17 protein-coding genes are annotated in these 15,926 nt (G+C 35.3%); all 17 read right to left on the reverse strand.

Annotated features, from left to right (window positions below; all coding sequences use genetic code 11):
* Window positions 1-123: 123 nt before the first annotated feature.
* A complete protein-coding gene (locus H9636_RS04160) occupies window positions 124-405 on the reverse strand; it encodes a YggT family protein (protein ID WP_191706372.1) in 282 nt (93 codons plus the stop codon).
* 134 nt (window positions 406-539) lie between these two features.
* Window positions 540-1,016 (reverse strand): cell division protein SepF, encoded by a 477-nt coding sequence (locus tag H9636_RS04165; RefSeq protein WP_191706373.1) that lies wholly within the window; start codon window positions 1,014-1,016, stop codon window positions 540-542.
* Window positions 1,017-1,032: 16 nt separating this feature from the next.
* Window positions 1,033-1,701: a YggS family pyridoxal phosphate-dependent enzyme gene (locus tag H9636_RS04170; RefSeq protein ID WP_191706374.1), complete on the reverse strand. Its 669-nt coding sequence runs from the start codon at window positions 1,699-1,701 to the stop codon at window positions 1,033-1,035.
* 76 nt (window positions 1,702-1,777) lie between these two features.
* Window positions 1,778-2,014 (reverse strand): PRC-barrel domain-containing protein, encoded by a 237-nt coding sequence (locus tag H9636_RS04175; RefSeq protein WP_191706375.1) that lies wholly within the window; start codon window positions 2,012-2,014, stop codon window positions 1,778-1,780.
* A 101-nt stretch (window positions 2,015-2,115) separates the two neighbouring features.
* Window positions 2,116-2,898, reverse strand: coding sequence for an RNA polymerase sporulation sigma factor SigG (gene sigG / locus H9636_RS04180; protein ID WP_097072057.1), 783 nt, complete (start codon window positions 2,896-2,898; stop codon window positions 2,116-2,118).
* A gap of 210 nt (window positions 2,899-3,108) precedes the next feature.
* A complete protein-coding gene (gene sigE, locus H9636_RS04185) occupies window positions 3,109-3,816 on the reverse strand; it encodes an RNA polymerase sporulation sigma factor SigE (RefSeq protein WP_122970280.1) in 708 nt (235 codons plus the stop codon).
* Between the two features lie 131 nt (window positions 3,817-3,947).
* Window positions 3,948-4,772 carry a sigma-E processing peptidase SpoIIGA gene (locus H9636_RS04190; protein WP_191706376.1) on the reverse strand — a complete coding sequence of 275 codons (825 nt, stop codon included), beginning with the start codon at window positions 4,770-4,772 and terminating at the stop codon, window positions 3,948-3,950.
* A gap of 249 nt (window positions 4,773-5,021) precedes the next feature.
* Window positions 5,022-6,182 (reverse strand): cell division protein FtsZ, encoded by a 1,161-nt coding sequence (ftsZ, locus tag H9636_RS04195; protein ID WP_191706377.1) that lies wholly within the window; start codon window positions 6,180-6,182, stop codon window positions 5,022-5,024.
* A 33-nt stretch (window positions 6,183-6,215) separates the two neighbouring features.
* Window positions 6,216-7,508, reverse strand: coding sequence for a cell division protein FtsA (gene ftsA, locus H9636_RS04200; RefSeq protein ID WP_191706418.1), 1,293 nt, complete (start codon window positions 7,506-7,508; stop codon window positions 6,216-6,218).
* Window positions 7,509-7,609: 101 nt separating this feature from the next.
* Window positions 7,610-7,978 carry a small basic family protein gene (locus H9636_RS04205; protein WP_191706378.1) on the reverse strand — a complete coding sequence of 123 codons (369 nt, stop codon included), beginning with the start codon at window positions 7,976-7,978 and terminating at the stop codon, window positions 7,610-7,612.
* Window positions 7,979-7,985: 7 nt separating this feature from the next.
* Complete coding sequence (locus tag H9636_RS04210) at window positions 7,986-8,705, reverse strand: DUF881 domain-containing protein (protein ID WP_225230059.1); 720 nt, start codon at window positions 8,703-8,705, stop codon at window positions 7,986-7,988.
* Between the two features lie 53 nt (window positions 8,706-8,758).
* Window positions 8,759-9,469: a DUF881 domain-containing protein gene (locus H9636_RS04215; protein WP_191706379.1), complete on the reverse strand. Its 711-nt coding sequence runs from the start codon at window positions 9,467-9,469 to the stop codon at window positions 8,759-8,761.
* The gene (locus tag H9636_RS04220; RefSeq protein WP_191706380.1) at window positions 9,447-10,289 is read right to left on the reverse strand and encodes a cell division protein FtsQ/DivIB; all 843 of its coding nucleotides are present in this window, start codon (window positions 10,287-10,289) and stop codon (window positions 9,447-9,449) included. Before H9636_RS04220 ends, H9636_RS04215 begins: the two co-directional genes overlap by 23 nt.
* Before the next feature lie 72 nt (window positions 10,290-10,361).
* Window positions 10,362-11,453, reverse strand: coding sequence for an FtsW/RodA/SpoVE family cell cycle protein (locus H9636_RS04225; RefSeq protein WP_225230072.1), 1,092 nt, complete (start codon window positions 11,451-11,453; stop codon window positions 10,362-10,364).
* 112 nt (window positions 11,454-11,565) lie between these two features.
* Window positions 11,566-12,915: a UDP-N-acetylmuramoyl-L-alanine--D-glutamate ligase gene (gene murD / locus H9636_RS04230; RefSeq protein WP_191706381.1), complete on the reverse strand. Its 1,350-nt coding sequence runs from the start codon at window positions 12,913-12,915 to the stop codon at window positions 11,566-11,568.
* The gene (gene mraY / locus H9636_RS04235; protein WP_122970270.1) at window positions 12,912-13,886 is read right to left on the reverse strand and encodes a phospho-N-acetylmuramoyl-pentapeptide-transferase; all 975 of its coding nucleotides are present in this window, start codon (window positions 13,884-13,886) and stop codon (window positions 12,912-12,914) included. Before mraY ends, murD begins: the two co-directional genes overlap by 4 nt.
* Before the next feature lie 76 nt (window positions 13,887-13,962).
* Window positions 13,963-15,885, reverse strand: coding sequence for a stage V sporulation protein D (locus tag H9636_RS04240; RefSeq protein ID WP_191706382.1), 1,923 nt, complete (start codon window positions 15,883-15,885; stop codon window positions 13,963-13,965).
* Window positions 15,886-15,926: the final 41 nt, after the last annotated feature.

A 15,926-nucleotide genomic window follows, 5' to 3' on the forward strand; every position in this document is an offset into this window, starting at 1 on the left:
ATTAACTAAAATTAAGTTGGTACCGTTCCATTTCATCGTATTAAAAAAGGGGACGTTTCAAAATTGAGGGAAACGTCTCCTTTAACTATCGAAAGAATAACTTCATTCCTTAAGTATTATCACTTAAGTTAACATATTAAAAACATTAAAAAGGACAATTTTTACACCACGTTCAATGAAAGTAAGTAACAAAATTGCAATAATAGGTGAAAAATCAATCATACCAATTGGTGGAATGAATTTTCTAAAGAAGCCTAAGTATGGTTCACATAATCTTGCAAGAATTCTACCAAAAGTAGAACCTTGAGCGGCAGGAACCCAAGACATTAAAATGTAAATAATTAGCATAAATGAGTAGATTGAAAAGAACATTGTAATAGCCGTACTGATAGAATATATTATCATATAAATTAATTACCCTCTCTAAATTAAAGTTCCTCTTATAGCAAAGTAGCCTTATAAATGTAAGTATGTATCCATAGAAAAAATACTTTCTACATTGCTTGAGGGTCACTTCATTCCCTATTTAGGGAATGAAGTTAAAATTCCTCATATAAATAATTTGATATCTCTCCAGACACTTCCACATTATCCGGCGTACATAAGAAAATATCTGTACCAATACGTTGAATATCTCCACCTAGTGCATATACTGTTCCGCTTAGAAAATCGATAATTCGAATTCCCGCTTCACGGTCGATACGTTGTAGATTAACGATAATAGCCCGCTTATTTTTCAAATGCTCCGAAATATCTTGTGCCTCTGCATATACACGTGGCTCTACAATAACGACTTTTGAATTTTTTAATGAATTTGCCGCTTGTAGGCTGACAACATTGCGAGGTTGGGAATGTTGGGGTTCCACTTCAGTAAATTTTCTTTCCTTTTTAGGTCGTGACTTTACAACGGGTTGCTCTTTAGAAATATGAACTGGTTTACTTGATGCTTCGATTTCTACAGACTCATCTTCTTCTTCTAAGTAAAAGAAATTTTTAATTTTATTTTTCATACTCATCTAGTATCCCTCATTTCTATCCAACAAGAGCTGTTCCTATTCTTACAAACGTCGCACCTTCTTCTACCGCAATATCGAAATCATTTGACATCCCCATTGACAGTTCCTGACAAGGTGCGAAGGGCAAGTGCAACGCAACAACATCCTGTTGTAATTTTTTTAGTTCACGAAATACATGGCGAATGATTGCTTCATCATCTGTATTTGGAGCCATCGTCATTAATCCAACTACTTGAATTTTATCGAATTGTTGTAAAGACTCGATGAATGGAATCGCATCCTCTTTCGATAATCCGTGTTTAGATTGTTCTCCCGATACGTTTACCTGTACAAAACATTTTATCGTCTTTCTAGCCCGTTTATTAATCTCTTCAGCTAGACTGAAACGGTCCAATGAATGTAAATAGTCTATTTCATTTATCACTTGTTTTACTTTTCTTGATTGTAATGACCCGATGTAATGCCATATCGCTTGATTATTCATTTCGCTCTTTTTAGCTAATAATCCTTCTGGACGGTTTTCACCTAAGTGAATTAATCCAGCTTCAACCGCTTCTATAGCTCTTTCTGCAGACACTTGTTTCGTTACAGCAATAATCGTTATATCTTGTGTCGCCTGTGAGCGTTTTTTGGCTGCATCAATTTTGTTCGATATAGTATTTAAATTATCAATTATTCTTGCCATTTTATACCCAACTTTACATCAATAGTTTCCTTCATTGTATCAATCTAGTAAGTAATTTTCAATGAATAGTACTACTTTAAGTATCTTCACGGACTAAAATAACATCTTTCCCTACAACAAGGATGTCATTAATGGGCACTTTCCTAACATGCTCTTCATTTTGCATAAAAGACATAAACTTTTTAGGCTCAGCGACGAGAAAAGCGATTATACTCCCGGTCTTCTCACAAACCTCTGCATCAATAATATATCCGATAAACCTTCCGTTCCCCGCTTCTATAATTTCCTTCTGTTGAACATCTGAAAAACGCAAGTAAATCTCCTTTCCTATACTTAATAATCGTTTAACATTATTAAAGGCTCTACTTTCTACTTAAAAATAAAAACGCACTTAAAATAAGTGCGCTACATTTATTACCCTAACTTATAGTCTTTTTGCATTGTCTCAATGGCATTTTTCTCTAATCTCGAAATTTGCGCTTGAGAAATACCGAGTGATTTTGCAATTTCAGTTTGTGTTTCGCCATAATAGAATCGTTTAGATAGAATCATTTGTTGTCGTTCGTCTAATTTTTGCATACTTTCTTTTACACTAACATACGCAACCCATTGATCTTCCGACACATCATCGTCCCTTAATTGGTCCATAATATATACTGCATCACCGCCATCAGAATAAATAGGCTCCTGTAATGATAAAGGATCTTGAATGGCATCTAATGCATATAAAACATCTTCTTTTTTCATTTCAATCGCTTCAGCTAGTTGTTCGATTGTCGGTTCATATAAATTTTCTGATATGAATTTTTCCTTTGCCTGCATTGCTTTATAAGCAATGTCCCTCAAAGACCTAGATACTCGCAATGCGTGATGATCTCGTAAATGTCTTCTAATTTCACCAATGATCATCGGTACAGCATATGTTGAAAAACGAACATTATGCTTCAAATCGAAATGATCTATAGCTTTTAATAATCCGATACATCCTACTTGGAATAGATCATCTGCTTGTTCACCGCGATAGGAAAATCTTCCGACAATACTTAATACAAGTCTTAAATTACAAATAACGAGTTCATCTCTTACCCACTCTTCTCCTGACTGTAAGCGAACGAACAGCTCTCTCATCTCTTCATGTTTTAGCACTGGCAAAGAAGCAGTATCTACACCACAAAGTTCTACTTTTGTACGAACCATCTTCTTTTCCTCCGAACTGTCTGTTTTTTATCTCTGAACTGTTTTTTAAGTTTGTCCGGAAAAAAGAAGAATATGCACAAAATCCTTGTCCAATTTCATCCAATCGTAATGAGAAAAGTTTAACTTTGTCCTCTTATATAGAAGTTCAAACACTTAGTAAGTTGCTTCATTCACATATTTAGCAGAAGAAGGATTAACCTATTATATAACTTATGAAATAGGTTGGTTAAGATGTTCTCTAAGATCTAATATGATTTTCTTTTCTAGTCTTGAGATATAGGATTGGGATATTCCTAAATGGTCCGCCACTTCTTTTTGAGTCATTTCTTGCTTTCCATTCAATCCAAATCGGCATTCCATAATATATCTTTCCCTCTCGCTCAAGCCATTAATTGCTTGAAACATATGTTGACGTTCTATTTTCTTTTCAACGTCGTTCATAATAATTTGTTCTTCCGTTCCTAAAATATCTGAAAGGAGTAATTCATTTCCATCCGGATCTGAATTAAGAGGCTCATCTAAAGAAACCTCACCTTTCATACGACTTGTCTTTCTTAAATGCATTAAAATTTCGTTTTCAATACATCTAGAAGCGTAGGTTGCTAGTTTAATATTTTTTTCTGTATTAAACGTTTCGATTGCTTTAATTAATCCGATGGATCCGATACTAATTAAATCCTCTATAGGCGTACCAGTATTATCGAAACGTCTTGCAATATAAACGACAAGACGTAAATTTCGTTCAATTAGTGTGTCTCTTGCTCTCAAATCACCATTCATAAAGGCTTCAATAACTGTCATCTCTTCTTCTCTAGTTAATGGTACTGGCAATGAATCGTGCCCTCCTATATAGTATGTTCCTTTGAGTCGAAACTTACTCCAAATTTTTCTAAATAAGTCGATTAATTTATTAAACAATCATTTTCCCCCTTTATGTGTAAATTTGATGAATACACTCGTATTCTCTGTCCAGATTGGTCGCCTTCTAGTAATCTGTGACATCCGTCGGAGCATGTACTACTACTATAAAACTTTTAATAAGCATGTAGTTATAATGCTAAAACGTGAAGAATCATTTGTGCGTCTTGAGGATACCTCGCATCATTTCTAGTTAAAACAACATATTGATCAAAAATTTCCTTCGAAGCCGTACCACTAATTTTCAATTTATCAAACCGAAAGGCAAGTACTAACGATCTTTCTTGTTGTACTGTTGATAATGAGAGCACTCGCACTTTTGGGTAAACGTAGGTAGGAAACATCTTTAATTGATAAGGGTTTTGATCATCCCACTTAAGCAATGCTTCATGGAAATCGTTTGGGAGATCTTGATTTATTGCGTTATAGGAGAGAAAGTGAACCGGTTTTCCACTAATTGGTTCAATACATTCATTTCCCGTATCAATAAAACCCTTTAAACGATATGTTTTTTTAAATAGCTCAAGGTCACAATCCACTACAAATGCATGTTGAATTTTTTCTTGCATCATATTTCTCCACTTTGTGTGAATCGTTGTTAAACTCAAAAAGGCGATTGCTATACATAAAATAAAAAAAGTTACATCGGATTGATTTAATAAAAAAGGAAGTAGGCTTGTTAAAACACCACCAAGAAAAAAGGTAGTAATAAATAAGACTGTTCCTTGTTTTAACAACGATTGGAGTCGAAATGAAAATGCAAGTCCAATTAATACGATGAAACTTAGTACAGCACCAATTAACGTTTGATAAAAAATCGCTGCGATTAACCCACTACAAAACGCACTAAGGAGTAATCTACTCCTTTTTACATACAATCCCGTTATTTCTTGTGTGAATTTTAATAAAAAATAGTTGAACAACGTATTGTATAGAATGAGTAATTCTCCAATCATTTCAGCGTCCTCCTAAAAATAGATTAACATTCGTCAGTTAAAGAAAATGTCAAAACATTGTATGAAAACTAAATTTCTTTTTGACAAAATTTACGGTTAAAGGAGAAATTTTGACACAATAAATAGAATCATTTTAATTACTATTACTACAACAATAGCTAAGGATTAAACGAGTTAAATCAAACCATTTGATTGCATAAAAAAAAGAGACTCATCAAAATGAGTCTCTTTTTTGTCGAATTTTGTTACTTACCCTCTATTACGACGATTTCGTAAAAACGTAGGAATATCTAATAAATCATCTAATTGTTGAGCCTGTCTTTGTGGTTCATGTTGTACATTTTGTTGTGGTTCTTGAACGCGTTCACGTATTGGAGCCTGATTTTGTTGAGTTTGTCCACCGCGAACAGTTCCCATTGGTCGGGAGTTTGGTTGGCGCTGTTGTTGCGAGATAACATCTTCAGAAAAACCAGTTGCGATCACTGTAACGATAATTTCATCATTTAAATTTTCGTTAATAACAGAACCGAAAATCATATTCACTTCTTCATCAGATGCAGAAGCGACAATATCAGCAGCTTCTTGAACTTCAAATAAACTTAAGTTAGAGCCACCAGTAATATTCATAATAACCCCTTTAGCTCCATCGATCGATGTCTCAAGAAGTGGACTTGAAATTGCTTTTTTAGCTGCTTCCGTCGCACGATTTTCACCCGTAGCGATCCCGATACCCATAAGGGCAGAACCTTTGTCAGACATAATCGTTTTAACGTCAGCAAAGTCTAGGTTAATCAAACCAGGCGTTGCAATTAAATCAGAAATACCTTGTACCCCTTGACGTAGTACATTATCCGCTTCACGGAACGCTTCAAGCATAGGAGTACTTTTATCAACGATTTGTAATAATTTATCGTTTGGAATCACAATTAAAGTATCAACAGCTTCTTTCATTGCTGCTATACCACCAATTGCCTGAGTTTGGCGTTTACGGCCTTCAAAGGAAAAAGGACGTGTTACAACCCCTACAGTTAATGCTCCTAAATCACGGGCAATAGAAGCAATAACAGGAGCTGCGCCTGTACCAGTTCCTCCACCCATACCAGCAGTTACGAATACCATATCTGCTCCACGTAGAACTTCTTCAATTTGCTCGCGACTTTCTTCAGCTGCCTTTTTACCAACTTCCGGGTTTGCACCTGCGCCAAGCCCTCTCGTTAATTTGTTACCAATCTGTAATTTATATTCAGCTTTTGATAGATTTAAAGCTTGAGCATCTGTATTTACAGCGATAAAATCCACGCCTTGTACACCGTGTTCAATCATTCTATTTACTGCATTGTTACCGCCACCACCAACACCAATGACCTTGATGTTAGCCAGTTGGTCTATACTCGTATCAAATTCTAACATAGTTTCTCCTCCTGCCACATTTATCTCGAATTATTATTCAAAGAACTTGTCAAATAGTTTCTTAGCTTTATTGATTACGCTTGTTTTGTTCGTACTGTTGCTTACTTTTTCCGGTGCGTTTGATTGTTTTTTAGGAGGTGTTGAACCGACACTTGTTGTTGCTAAAGCAGGTGTCTGATTAGTACTTCGACCATAAAACTCATCATCTAAATGCGCATATCGAATTAAACCAACAGCAGTTGTATAAGCAGGTTCTCGAACTCCTATATAATCTGGAGTATAAATTCTTACACGTGTTTGCATAATTTGTCGTGCAAGCTGTGCAATCCCTTCTAATTGAGCAACGCCACCTGTAAGGACTACTCCACCCGGTAAGTCACGAACTCCTAATCGAGCTAATTCATCTAATACGAGTTCGAATAACTCTTCAAGACGTACTCCGATTACTTCAGAAATAAATTTTTGACTATATTGATCCATTGCATCTGTACCCGATACAGGGACTTCAAAAACCTCTTCATCCGAAGCATCATCGTAGAATGCATGTCCAAACTGTTTTTTTATTATTTCGGCTTGTTCTGTTGGGGTTTTTAATACTATTGATAAATCTTTTGTTAAATGTTCGCCACCAACAGGAATTACACCCGTTCTTGTTAGCAAACCATCTTCAAAAACAGCAACTGTAGTAGAACCGCCTCCTATATCAATATAGGCTGTTCCTTGATTTTTCTCATCTTCTGTTAAGGCGAAAAATCCTGCTGCTAATGGTTGTAAATAAATTTCTCTTATTTGCAACCCTGCACGCTCTACACAACGAAGTACATTATGTACTAATGTTTTTGAAGTTGTAATCATTGTAGCATCCATTTCTAAACGAATACCAATCATACCTCGAGGGTCTTTGATTTCATCTAGATTATCTACAATAAATTGACGTGGGATTAAGTTAACAAGTTCACGCTCTGGTGGAATTGACATCACTTGTGCGGATTCAATTACTCTTTCTAAATCTTCATCTGTAATTTCACGATTCTCACTATTTACTGCCACAACCCCTTTTACAGGTTGTAGAGTTGTTTGGTTTGCAGGAATACCGAGCACCACTTCATCTATTTTGATGCCTGTCATTCTCTCTGCTTGATCTACGGCTTTTTTAATTGATTGTACGGTTGCATCTATATCAACAATAGCACCTTTACGGATACCGTTTGATTTTACATTACCTACACCAATCACATGTAATTGATTGTCAGTAATATCACCTATCAAAACTTTAATAGAGGATGAACCAATATCGAGGGAAATATAAATATCTTGGTGATTCATCATTCCGCACCTCCTTCGTTTACTACTACTTTATTTTATTCTATTGTAATTCCTAGCTATTGTCTAAATAATTACGTGTATACTCTTCAATTTTACAGCTATTATACTGTATTTTCATCCTTTTTTATATGTCTCTCTTCCCATTTTGTTATCAAAATCCGTCGAATTACTGCAATATTTTGAAATAATCGAACTCCGAAGGCAAAAATGGCTGCTAAATATAAGTCAACGCCGAGATGGACACCTAAAAATGCTAAGCCAGCTGCTAATGCTATATTAAAGAAGAATCCGGATAAAAATACTTTATCATCATATACTTGTTGTAAATTTGCGCGTATACCACCAAAAATCGTATCAAGAGCTGCAAGCACAGCGATGGACAAATAGTTTTCATAAACTGTAGGAATTTGAATATCTGTTAATAACCCTAAACCTAGACCTAAAATTAAACCTAATAATGGTAACCACATACTCTCATTATTCCCCTTTATTGTCTTCAACTAAATATTGATTTGGTAATTTTCCGTCATATGGAGCAATTGTAATTTCTGATTGTGCTTTACTAATCGATAAATTCAAATTATCTAAGTAAAAATCATCTTTGAATGTTGAAGCAAATAAATAACCATAAAGTTTTTCGGCTTTCTCATAAGAATCGGTGATTACTTTAATTTCAACATTCGTGTTACGAATTGGAACACTATTAACTGTCGTTTCACCATTGATATCACGGATTGCTGAAGTATGGGTAAGTCGTTGTCCATCGATTTCCACATAGAGACCGTTATAATGATAAATTTCATTCACTAAACGAATTAATAAATCCGGCGAGATATTTTCTACGGAATAACCAGAGTTTATAAGCTCTAATGCGGGGGAAATTTTTAAAATTACACCTGGTCCAGTGACAGATGTAAGTCCAACCTGTTCATTTAATTCTTCTACTGTATTTTCTAAAAGATTAGCTTGTTGTTCTTTTTCGTTATTTTCATACTCTTTAATTAGATCGTTGTAAGTTCCGATTTCGGATAACAATTCCGAATGACGTTTTTTTTCTTCCGATAATTCTTGTCTAATTGCCCAAATGTCCCGTGTATCTCTCGTTGTTGGATTTTGTACTGTGTTATATTGAACAGCAATCATCAAACCTACAATAAATGATACAATCGTTATTCGGGTAACTATTTTTTTATTCAATCGTTTCCCCTCCTAAACAATCCGTAATACTTTGAGGCTTGTCCCAAAATCTATTACATTTCATTATTAATCGAAGACATTTGGATCCGATCGCTTTGTTCCATTGTTACTACAATATTATCCATCAATAACTGGTCAAAAACACCACCAACAATTTTTAAAGAAGACAGTAAAGTTTCGGAATTTCCGATTGCTTCGATAACAAAAGGAGCTGGAAATTGATGCCCGTCAATTGTTATCACTGGTCCATTACATTTAATATAGGAATTGGATTTTAACCTTTGACCATTAATTGAAATAGCTTCTGCACCAGAAATTTTCAATTCATTAATCACCGATAAAACATGACTTTCATGAACAATATAGTCATTTGGATTTGTAGAATTCGGATCGTATACATTATCCTTTAATGTTACTTTTATACCTTCACCTTCAACTGGTATCAAACCTAGCTGTAACCGAAGTTTTTCAGCATCTTCAATTAAATCTTTATATTGACCCTCGTTTTTAGCGAAGTTTTTTTCAACATTTCTAATTTGTTCTTGGAGATCACTTAATTCTTCTGCCAACTCTTTATTTCTTTCCTGTTGTTCAATCAAATCTTCCCGATAGGATTCTTCTTGATCTACATAGGAATTATTCATTTTTTCTTTATCTTTTGTCAGATTATAGGAATAGCCAATAATAAATCCAGTTGTGATGCATACAATAAGTACGATGAACTGTTTTTTTGTAAATTTATTATTGTGAAGTGGTTTCTTCATCCGCCATCACTTCCTGTTCTTCGATATCTTGTCCTTCTATCTCATCGATATCAAAGCTAAATTGAGCATATTCATCTTGATAGGATTTGTAATATGAACCAACTTCAATATCTATTACACCTTTTCCATATTGGCCTGCCCCTTCAATTTGTGCAATAATCGAAGGATAATAATTTAGTTTCTTCGCTAGTGAAGTAATTTCAGCTCTAACTTCGTAACCATCATTCATATATAGGGTAATAGCATAGGGATCGGCACTCGAAGGAGTTGAATTGATTTGAGAAATTAACGAAAGAACTGTGGGGTCTAACTTTGAAAGCTCAACTAACAATTTTTTTCGTAACTTTTCATCTTCAAAATCGATAAATAATGGAGCATCAATTGGACCGGCTGAACTTGATTCTTTGAAAATTTCCCCATTTTCTAACATCGGGTACAATTCATTATCCATTGAGATATAGGCAACTTTTTGATACTCTTCTACTTCAATTTCAACAGTAGCAAGCCATTTTCTTTTTACATGAACATCTTTTACCCAGTATTCCTCGAGAATTTTTTCCTCAACATCCGCTGCTTTAAATCCCCACAACGATTCCCCGGCTTTTAAATCCGATTGGTTTAAATAAACATCTTCCTTTACTAATTCGGACCCTTTAATATTAATTTTCTTAATATCACTATAGGGGGATTGAAAGTAAAGGAGTAAAAATAATGTTAAAAAGAACAATAAAAGTAATGTAATAAATTTCTTATTTGTTCTCTTTCTACGTTTTTCTCTTAATGTTGGTATGCGTTCTTCAATGTCAATGACTTTATCCATAATTTTTACTCCTCCTCTCTTTTCCCATTTATATCCATTGTCTCACAAATAGCCCGTTGATTCATAAAGAATTTATTCTTTGTAAACTTCCGATTGATTTGAAAAACAGATCACAATGGCTACAACAAACCAGATAATCATAAGTGACGTCCCACCATAACTTATGAAAGGGAGCGTCACCCCTGTTACAGGGATAAGACCAATGACAACGCCTATATTTAATGCTGCTTGGAACCCAACCATCCCTACTAAGGCTGAAATGACATAGAAGTCGGAACTTTTTATTGATTGAAGGGCAAGTCCACAACCCGCATAAATGAATATGCCAAATAACGCTAATACGAAACAGCCTCCAAGAAGCCCAATTTCCTCTAAAATAATGGAGAAAATAAAATCATTTTGCGGCTCTGGTAAATATAAAAACTTTTGACGGCTTTCTTGAAACCCATGTCCAAGTATTCCTGCTGGTCCGATTGCGAGCAAAGATTGGACAGCTTGGAATCCGCTTCCTAAAGGATCTTCCCAAGGGTTTATAAAGGCTTCAATTCTTTTTAATCGGTAGGGTGCAGAAGCGATTAATACTATTAACCCAACAACTCCTAGTACTATAAATCCAACGTATAGTTTTATAGGGTATCTGGCAATAAACAATAAAATAAAAGCAGATACAACTAAAATAAATACGGAACCAAAATCTGGTTGTAACATGATCAAAGCACAGGGGAGAATAATGATTAAAAAATGCTTTATTTGAACAACTCTCTCACTGTTTTTTACTTTACTTAATAAAAAACTTAAGTACATTAATGTCGTAATTTTAACTAACTCAGCAGGCTGAATGGTTAAAGGGCCAAGCCCAATCCAACTACGAGAACCGTTTCGAACTATACCGATTCCTGGGATTAAAACAAGTACTAATAAAATTAATGATAGTACATACAGAGTAATCCATGTTTTTTCACGAGTAAAAACCGACATATTTGCTACAAATATAAAGACGATAATTGCAAGCAAAAGATACATACTTTGTTTAATATAGAACGGTAATTCTCCTTCATAATGAATGGAACTCCAATATGTACCGGCAGAAAAAATAAACACAATTCCTATTAATGACAACAAAAGAGCAGAAATAATGAAGAGCCTCTTATAAGTAAATTTCAGTTAAGGCATCCTTTCCTCTTATGAACTAAGAAATCAAATTAAACAAAAGAGGTGTGCTTAGAAAATCTCAATTCCTAAGCACAAATGTTATTACAATTTGGTGGGATTAAAACTAAAGTTTCATGACAGCTTCAATGAATAAATCGCCTCGTACTTCAAAGCTTTTGTACTGATCCCAACTCGCACAAGCAGGAGAAAGGAGAATGACATCACCACTATCTGATATAGATGCAGCTTTTGTAACCGCATCCTCCACATTTTCTGCTAGCACTGTCTCACTAATTCCACAAGACTGAGCAAAATCTATAAACCGGTTTCCAGTTTCGCCAAAAGCGACAACACCCTTCACATGATTCATAGATTGGCGTAATTCTTCAAAGGAATGTCCTCGCTCTAATCCACCTGCTATTAAGATGGTAGGTTGCTTAAATGCATCTAAGGCCACTTTTGTTGCTAAACAATTTGTTGCCTTAGAGTCGTTATATATTTTGCGACCATTCCATTCCCGTACAAATTGCGTACGATGACGAACACCAGTAAACGTTTTTAATACTTCTTCAATAGCCTCTTTCTTACAACCATATAAAATACAAGCTGCTACCGCTGCTAAAATATTTTCTAAATTATGTTTTCCTGGAAGGGCGATGATTGCTCTGTCTAAGTAAAACTCACCTTGCCAATAAATTGTCGTATCATCGGCACTAATCCCTTCATCGGAGCGTCCATTCGTACTAAAAGGAACTTTTTTCGCTTTCGATTTCATCGCAAGACTGTTGACGATTTGTTGATCTGCATTATAAATAAACCAATCTTCTTCATCTTGATTTTTTGTAATGGCAAATTTTGCTTCAACGTATTGTTCAAAAGTACCATGATAATCTAAATGGGCATCATATAAATTCGTTAAAATAGCGATATTCGGTTTAAACTCAATCGTCCCCATTAACTGAAAGGAAGATAACTCTGTGACGATTACATTTTCTTTTGTTGCTTCCGCTGCAACGCCACAAGCTACCGTACCGATATTCCCGGCTATTAAAGGATTTCGCGAACCAATATTTAACATTTCATAAATTAATGTGGTCGTTGTCGTTTTTCCATTTGTTCCCGTTATACCAATAATCGGTGCTTCACTTACTAAATAAGCAAGCTCTACTTCCGTAATAACAGGGATTCCGCGATTAATCGCATCCGATACAATAGGGTTTGTATAAGGGATGCCAGGGTTTTTTACAAGCAACTCAAATCCTTCATCTAATAAATCTTCTGGATGACGCCCACAAATAACCGTAATTCCTTTTTTCAATAACCCTTGCGCTTGTGGATTTTCATCAAAGGATTTCGAATCGTTTACTGTTACAAACGCTCCTAATTGATGTAGTAACTCTGCTGCAGCTACACCACTTTTTGCTAAACCTAAAACTAATACTTTTTTATGCTGTAATTTTGAGTAATGAATCATAGCAATGCCTCCGATACAACTGCAATTAATGCTACAACTAATGCTGTTGTCCAAAATACGCCAACTACTTTACGTTCCGACCATCCTGATAGTTCAAAATGGTGGTGAATTGGACTCATTTTGAAAATACGTTTGCCACGTAACTTGAAACTTGCAACTTGTAAAATAACAGATAGCGTTTCAATAACAAAAACTAATCCAACTAAAAGTAGTAACAATTCTTCTTTTACAAGTATCGATACGAGGGCAAGAGCTCCACCTAATGCTAAGGATCCAGTATCCCCCATAAACACTTTAGCCGGGTTCGCATTAAAAAGTAAGAACCCTAACAATGCACCAGTAACTGCAAATGTAAATAAGGCTACGTCAGCCTGTTCATTATATAAAGCGATTACCCCATATGCCGCAAAGGCGATGGATGCTGTTCCAGCCACTAAACCATCTAATCCATCAGTTAAGTTGACTGCATTCGAAAAACCTACTAACCAAAATATTAGGAAGGCTACATATAAAATCCCTAAATCAATAGACCAGTCTGTAAATGGAATACCGACCGAAGTATCAAATGAACCTAAACGTAATAATAGGAATGCAGCAATTGAAATAATAATTTGACCAATTAATTTTTGTAAAGAGGTTAATCCTAAGTTTCGTTTAAAAATAACTTTAATACCATCGTCTAAAAATCCGATTAAACCAAAACCAGCTAATACAAGTATCATTACGATAGATTGTGTTGTAAATAGGTTAAATATATTTCCAACAATTACCGTCGTAGCAATAATCGATATTAAAAATATAATCCCACCCATTGTTGGGGTACCAGCCTTTTTCATATGTGACTGGGGACCTTCTTCTCGAATACTCTGTCCAAATTTTAACCGTCTAAGTATCGGGATTAATATTGGAGCTAGGACCACAGAAGCGATAAATGAAATTGCTAGTATGGTTATTGTTGTTGTAATTGTCATGATAAATCTCCTTTAATTCTGTTCATTCTTAAATGATTCATCCTTATAATAGATGTTTTCATTCCATTTTTAAAGACTAGTTTTCCTCTAAATAAAGATGGATCGTACCATCTTGTTGAATAATGTTTTCTGCTTCTGGTAATTGGGAAGTAACTTTCTTTCCATCTCCATGTATTTCAATATTAAATGGATATTGTAATTTCATAATTTCATCCAACGTATATCCGACTAAATTTGGAACTCGCTCTGTGATAGGGTCTCCCCAACGATATTGCTTTTCAAGTTGACCTTTTCGATCTACCTCTAAGTTAATTTTAGGTGCAATATCTTCAATTATTTGACCGACGATCGGAGCAGCAATTGTACTACCAAATACAACTGAACTTTTTGGATTATCTATTGCAACATAAACGACGACTTGTGGATTATCTGCAGGAGCAAATCCTATAAATGATACGATATATTCTCCGTCTTTATAACGTCCATCCACAACTTTTTGTGCAGTCCCTGTTTTCCCACCGATTCGAAGACCATCTCGATAAGCTTGGCGACCTGAACCGTTGGCAACAACAGACTCGAGTGCTTCCCGAACTTTTTTAGAAGTTTCTTCACTAATAACGTTTCTTTTTAATTCAGGCTTACTTTCAAGTATTGTGTTACCAGACTCTGAATCATACACTCTTGAAACAACATATGGTTTAAAAAGTTTTCCGCCGTTTACCGCTGCCGCAACAGCTTGTACTTGCTGGATTGGTGTAACAGCAATTCCTTGACCAAAGGAGGTCGTGGCATGTTCAACAGGTCCAAAAGATTCTTCTGAGAACAAAATTCCAGACGCCTCACCGGCAATGTTTGATCCCGTAGGTTCACCAAAGCCAAAGTCTTTAATATATTGAAGTAATTTTGTCGCCCCTACCCGTTGACCCATCTCGATGAAACCGGGGTTACAAGAGTTTTCTACTACTTGTAAAAACGTTTCACTACCATGTCCTTCCCGTTTCCAACAACGTAGTCTTGAATCTTCCACGATTGTATAACCTTTGTCATAAAACATATCGTTTTCTAAATCAACCACATCTTCTTCAAGGGCAGCACTTAATGTAATGATTTTAAAAGTTGAACCCGGCTCATAGGTCATCCAAACTGGTAAATTTCGATTGTATATAGATTGATCGGTTTCTTCAAAATTGGAAGGGTCGTATGTAGGATAAGATGAAAGTGCCAGTATTTCTCCAGTATTGACATCCATCGCAATCGCTAGTGCTTGGTCTGCATTATATTTTTTCATCGCTTGGGATAACTCCCTCTCGACTACTTCTTGTACTTCTAAATCTATCGTTAGTTCAACAGTGGCTCCTTGATCTCCTTCCCGCCATTCATCATCAACATGGGGTAAGGAATTTCCTTGTGCATCTGTATAAAGCCGAATCGCTGCATCTTTTGAAGTCAGTAGTTTATTGTATTGATATTCAATACCAGCTAGCCCCTGAGTATCATATCCTGTAAAACCTAAAAATCTAGACAATAAATTGCCATATGGATAATGGCGGATGTAATCCACACCACTATATAGCCCATCAATTTTTAAGCCTTGAATTTGTACAGCTTGTTCATACGTAATATTTTTTGCTTCAGGGGCTAGTTTTACTAAATAATCCCTCGTATTCATTTTTTCATACAATTTTTTCGCATCTAAATTTAATACGGATGCAATTTGATTTGCTGCTTCTTCGATATTATCGTTTTGGGCTGGCATAAAATAAAGGGTAGGAGCAAGTTTATTCGTAACGATCACTTTTCCATTACGATCAACAATCTCTCCCCGTTCGGATGCAAAGGGAATTTCCCGATCCCAATTTTCTTTCGCCAATTGTGTCAGCTTATCATGTTGAATAACTTGGACATAAAACAATCGGATAACTACTGATAAACCAAAAAGTACAAAACCAAATATAATTAACTTTAACCTTTTTTTTGAAATGGTAGAAATCCACTTCATTCGACATTCACACCTCGTTTTTAACAAAGTATGAAATGAAA

It is taken from the genome of Ureibacillus galli, from assembly GCF_014836845.1.
In the GTDB taxonomy this organism is placed as follows: domain Bacteria; phylum Bacillota; class Bacilli; order Bacillales_A; family Planococcaceae; genus Ureibacillus; species Ureibacillus galli.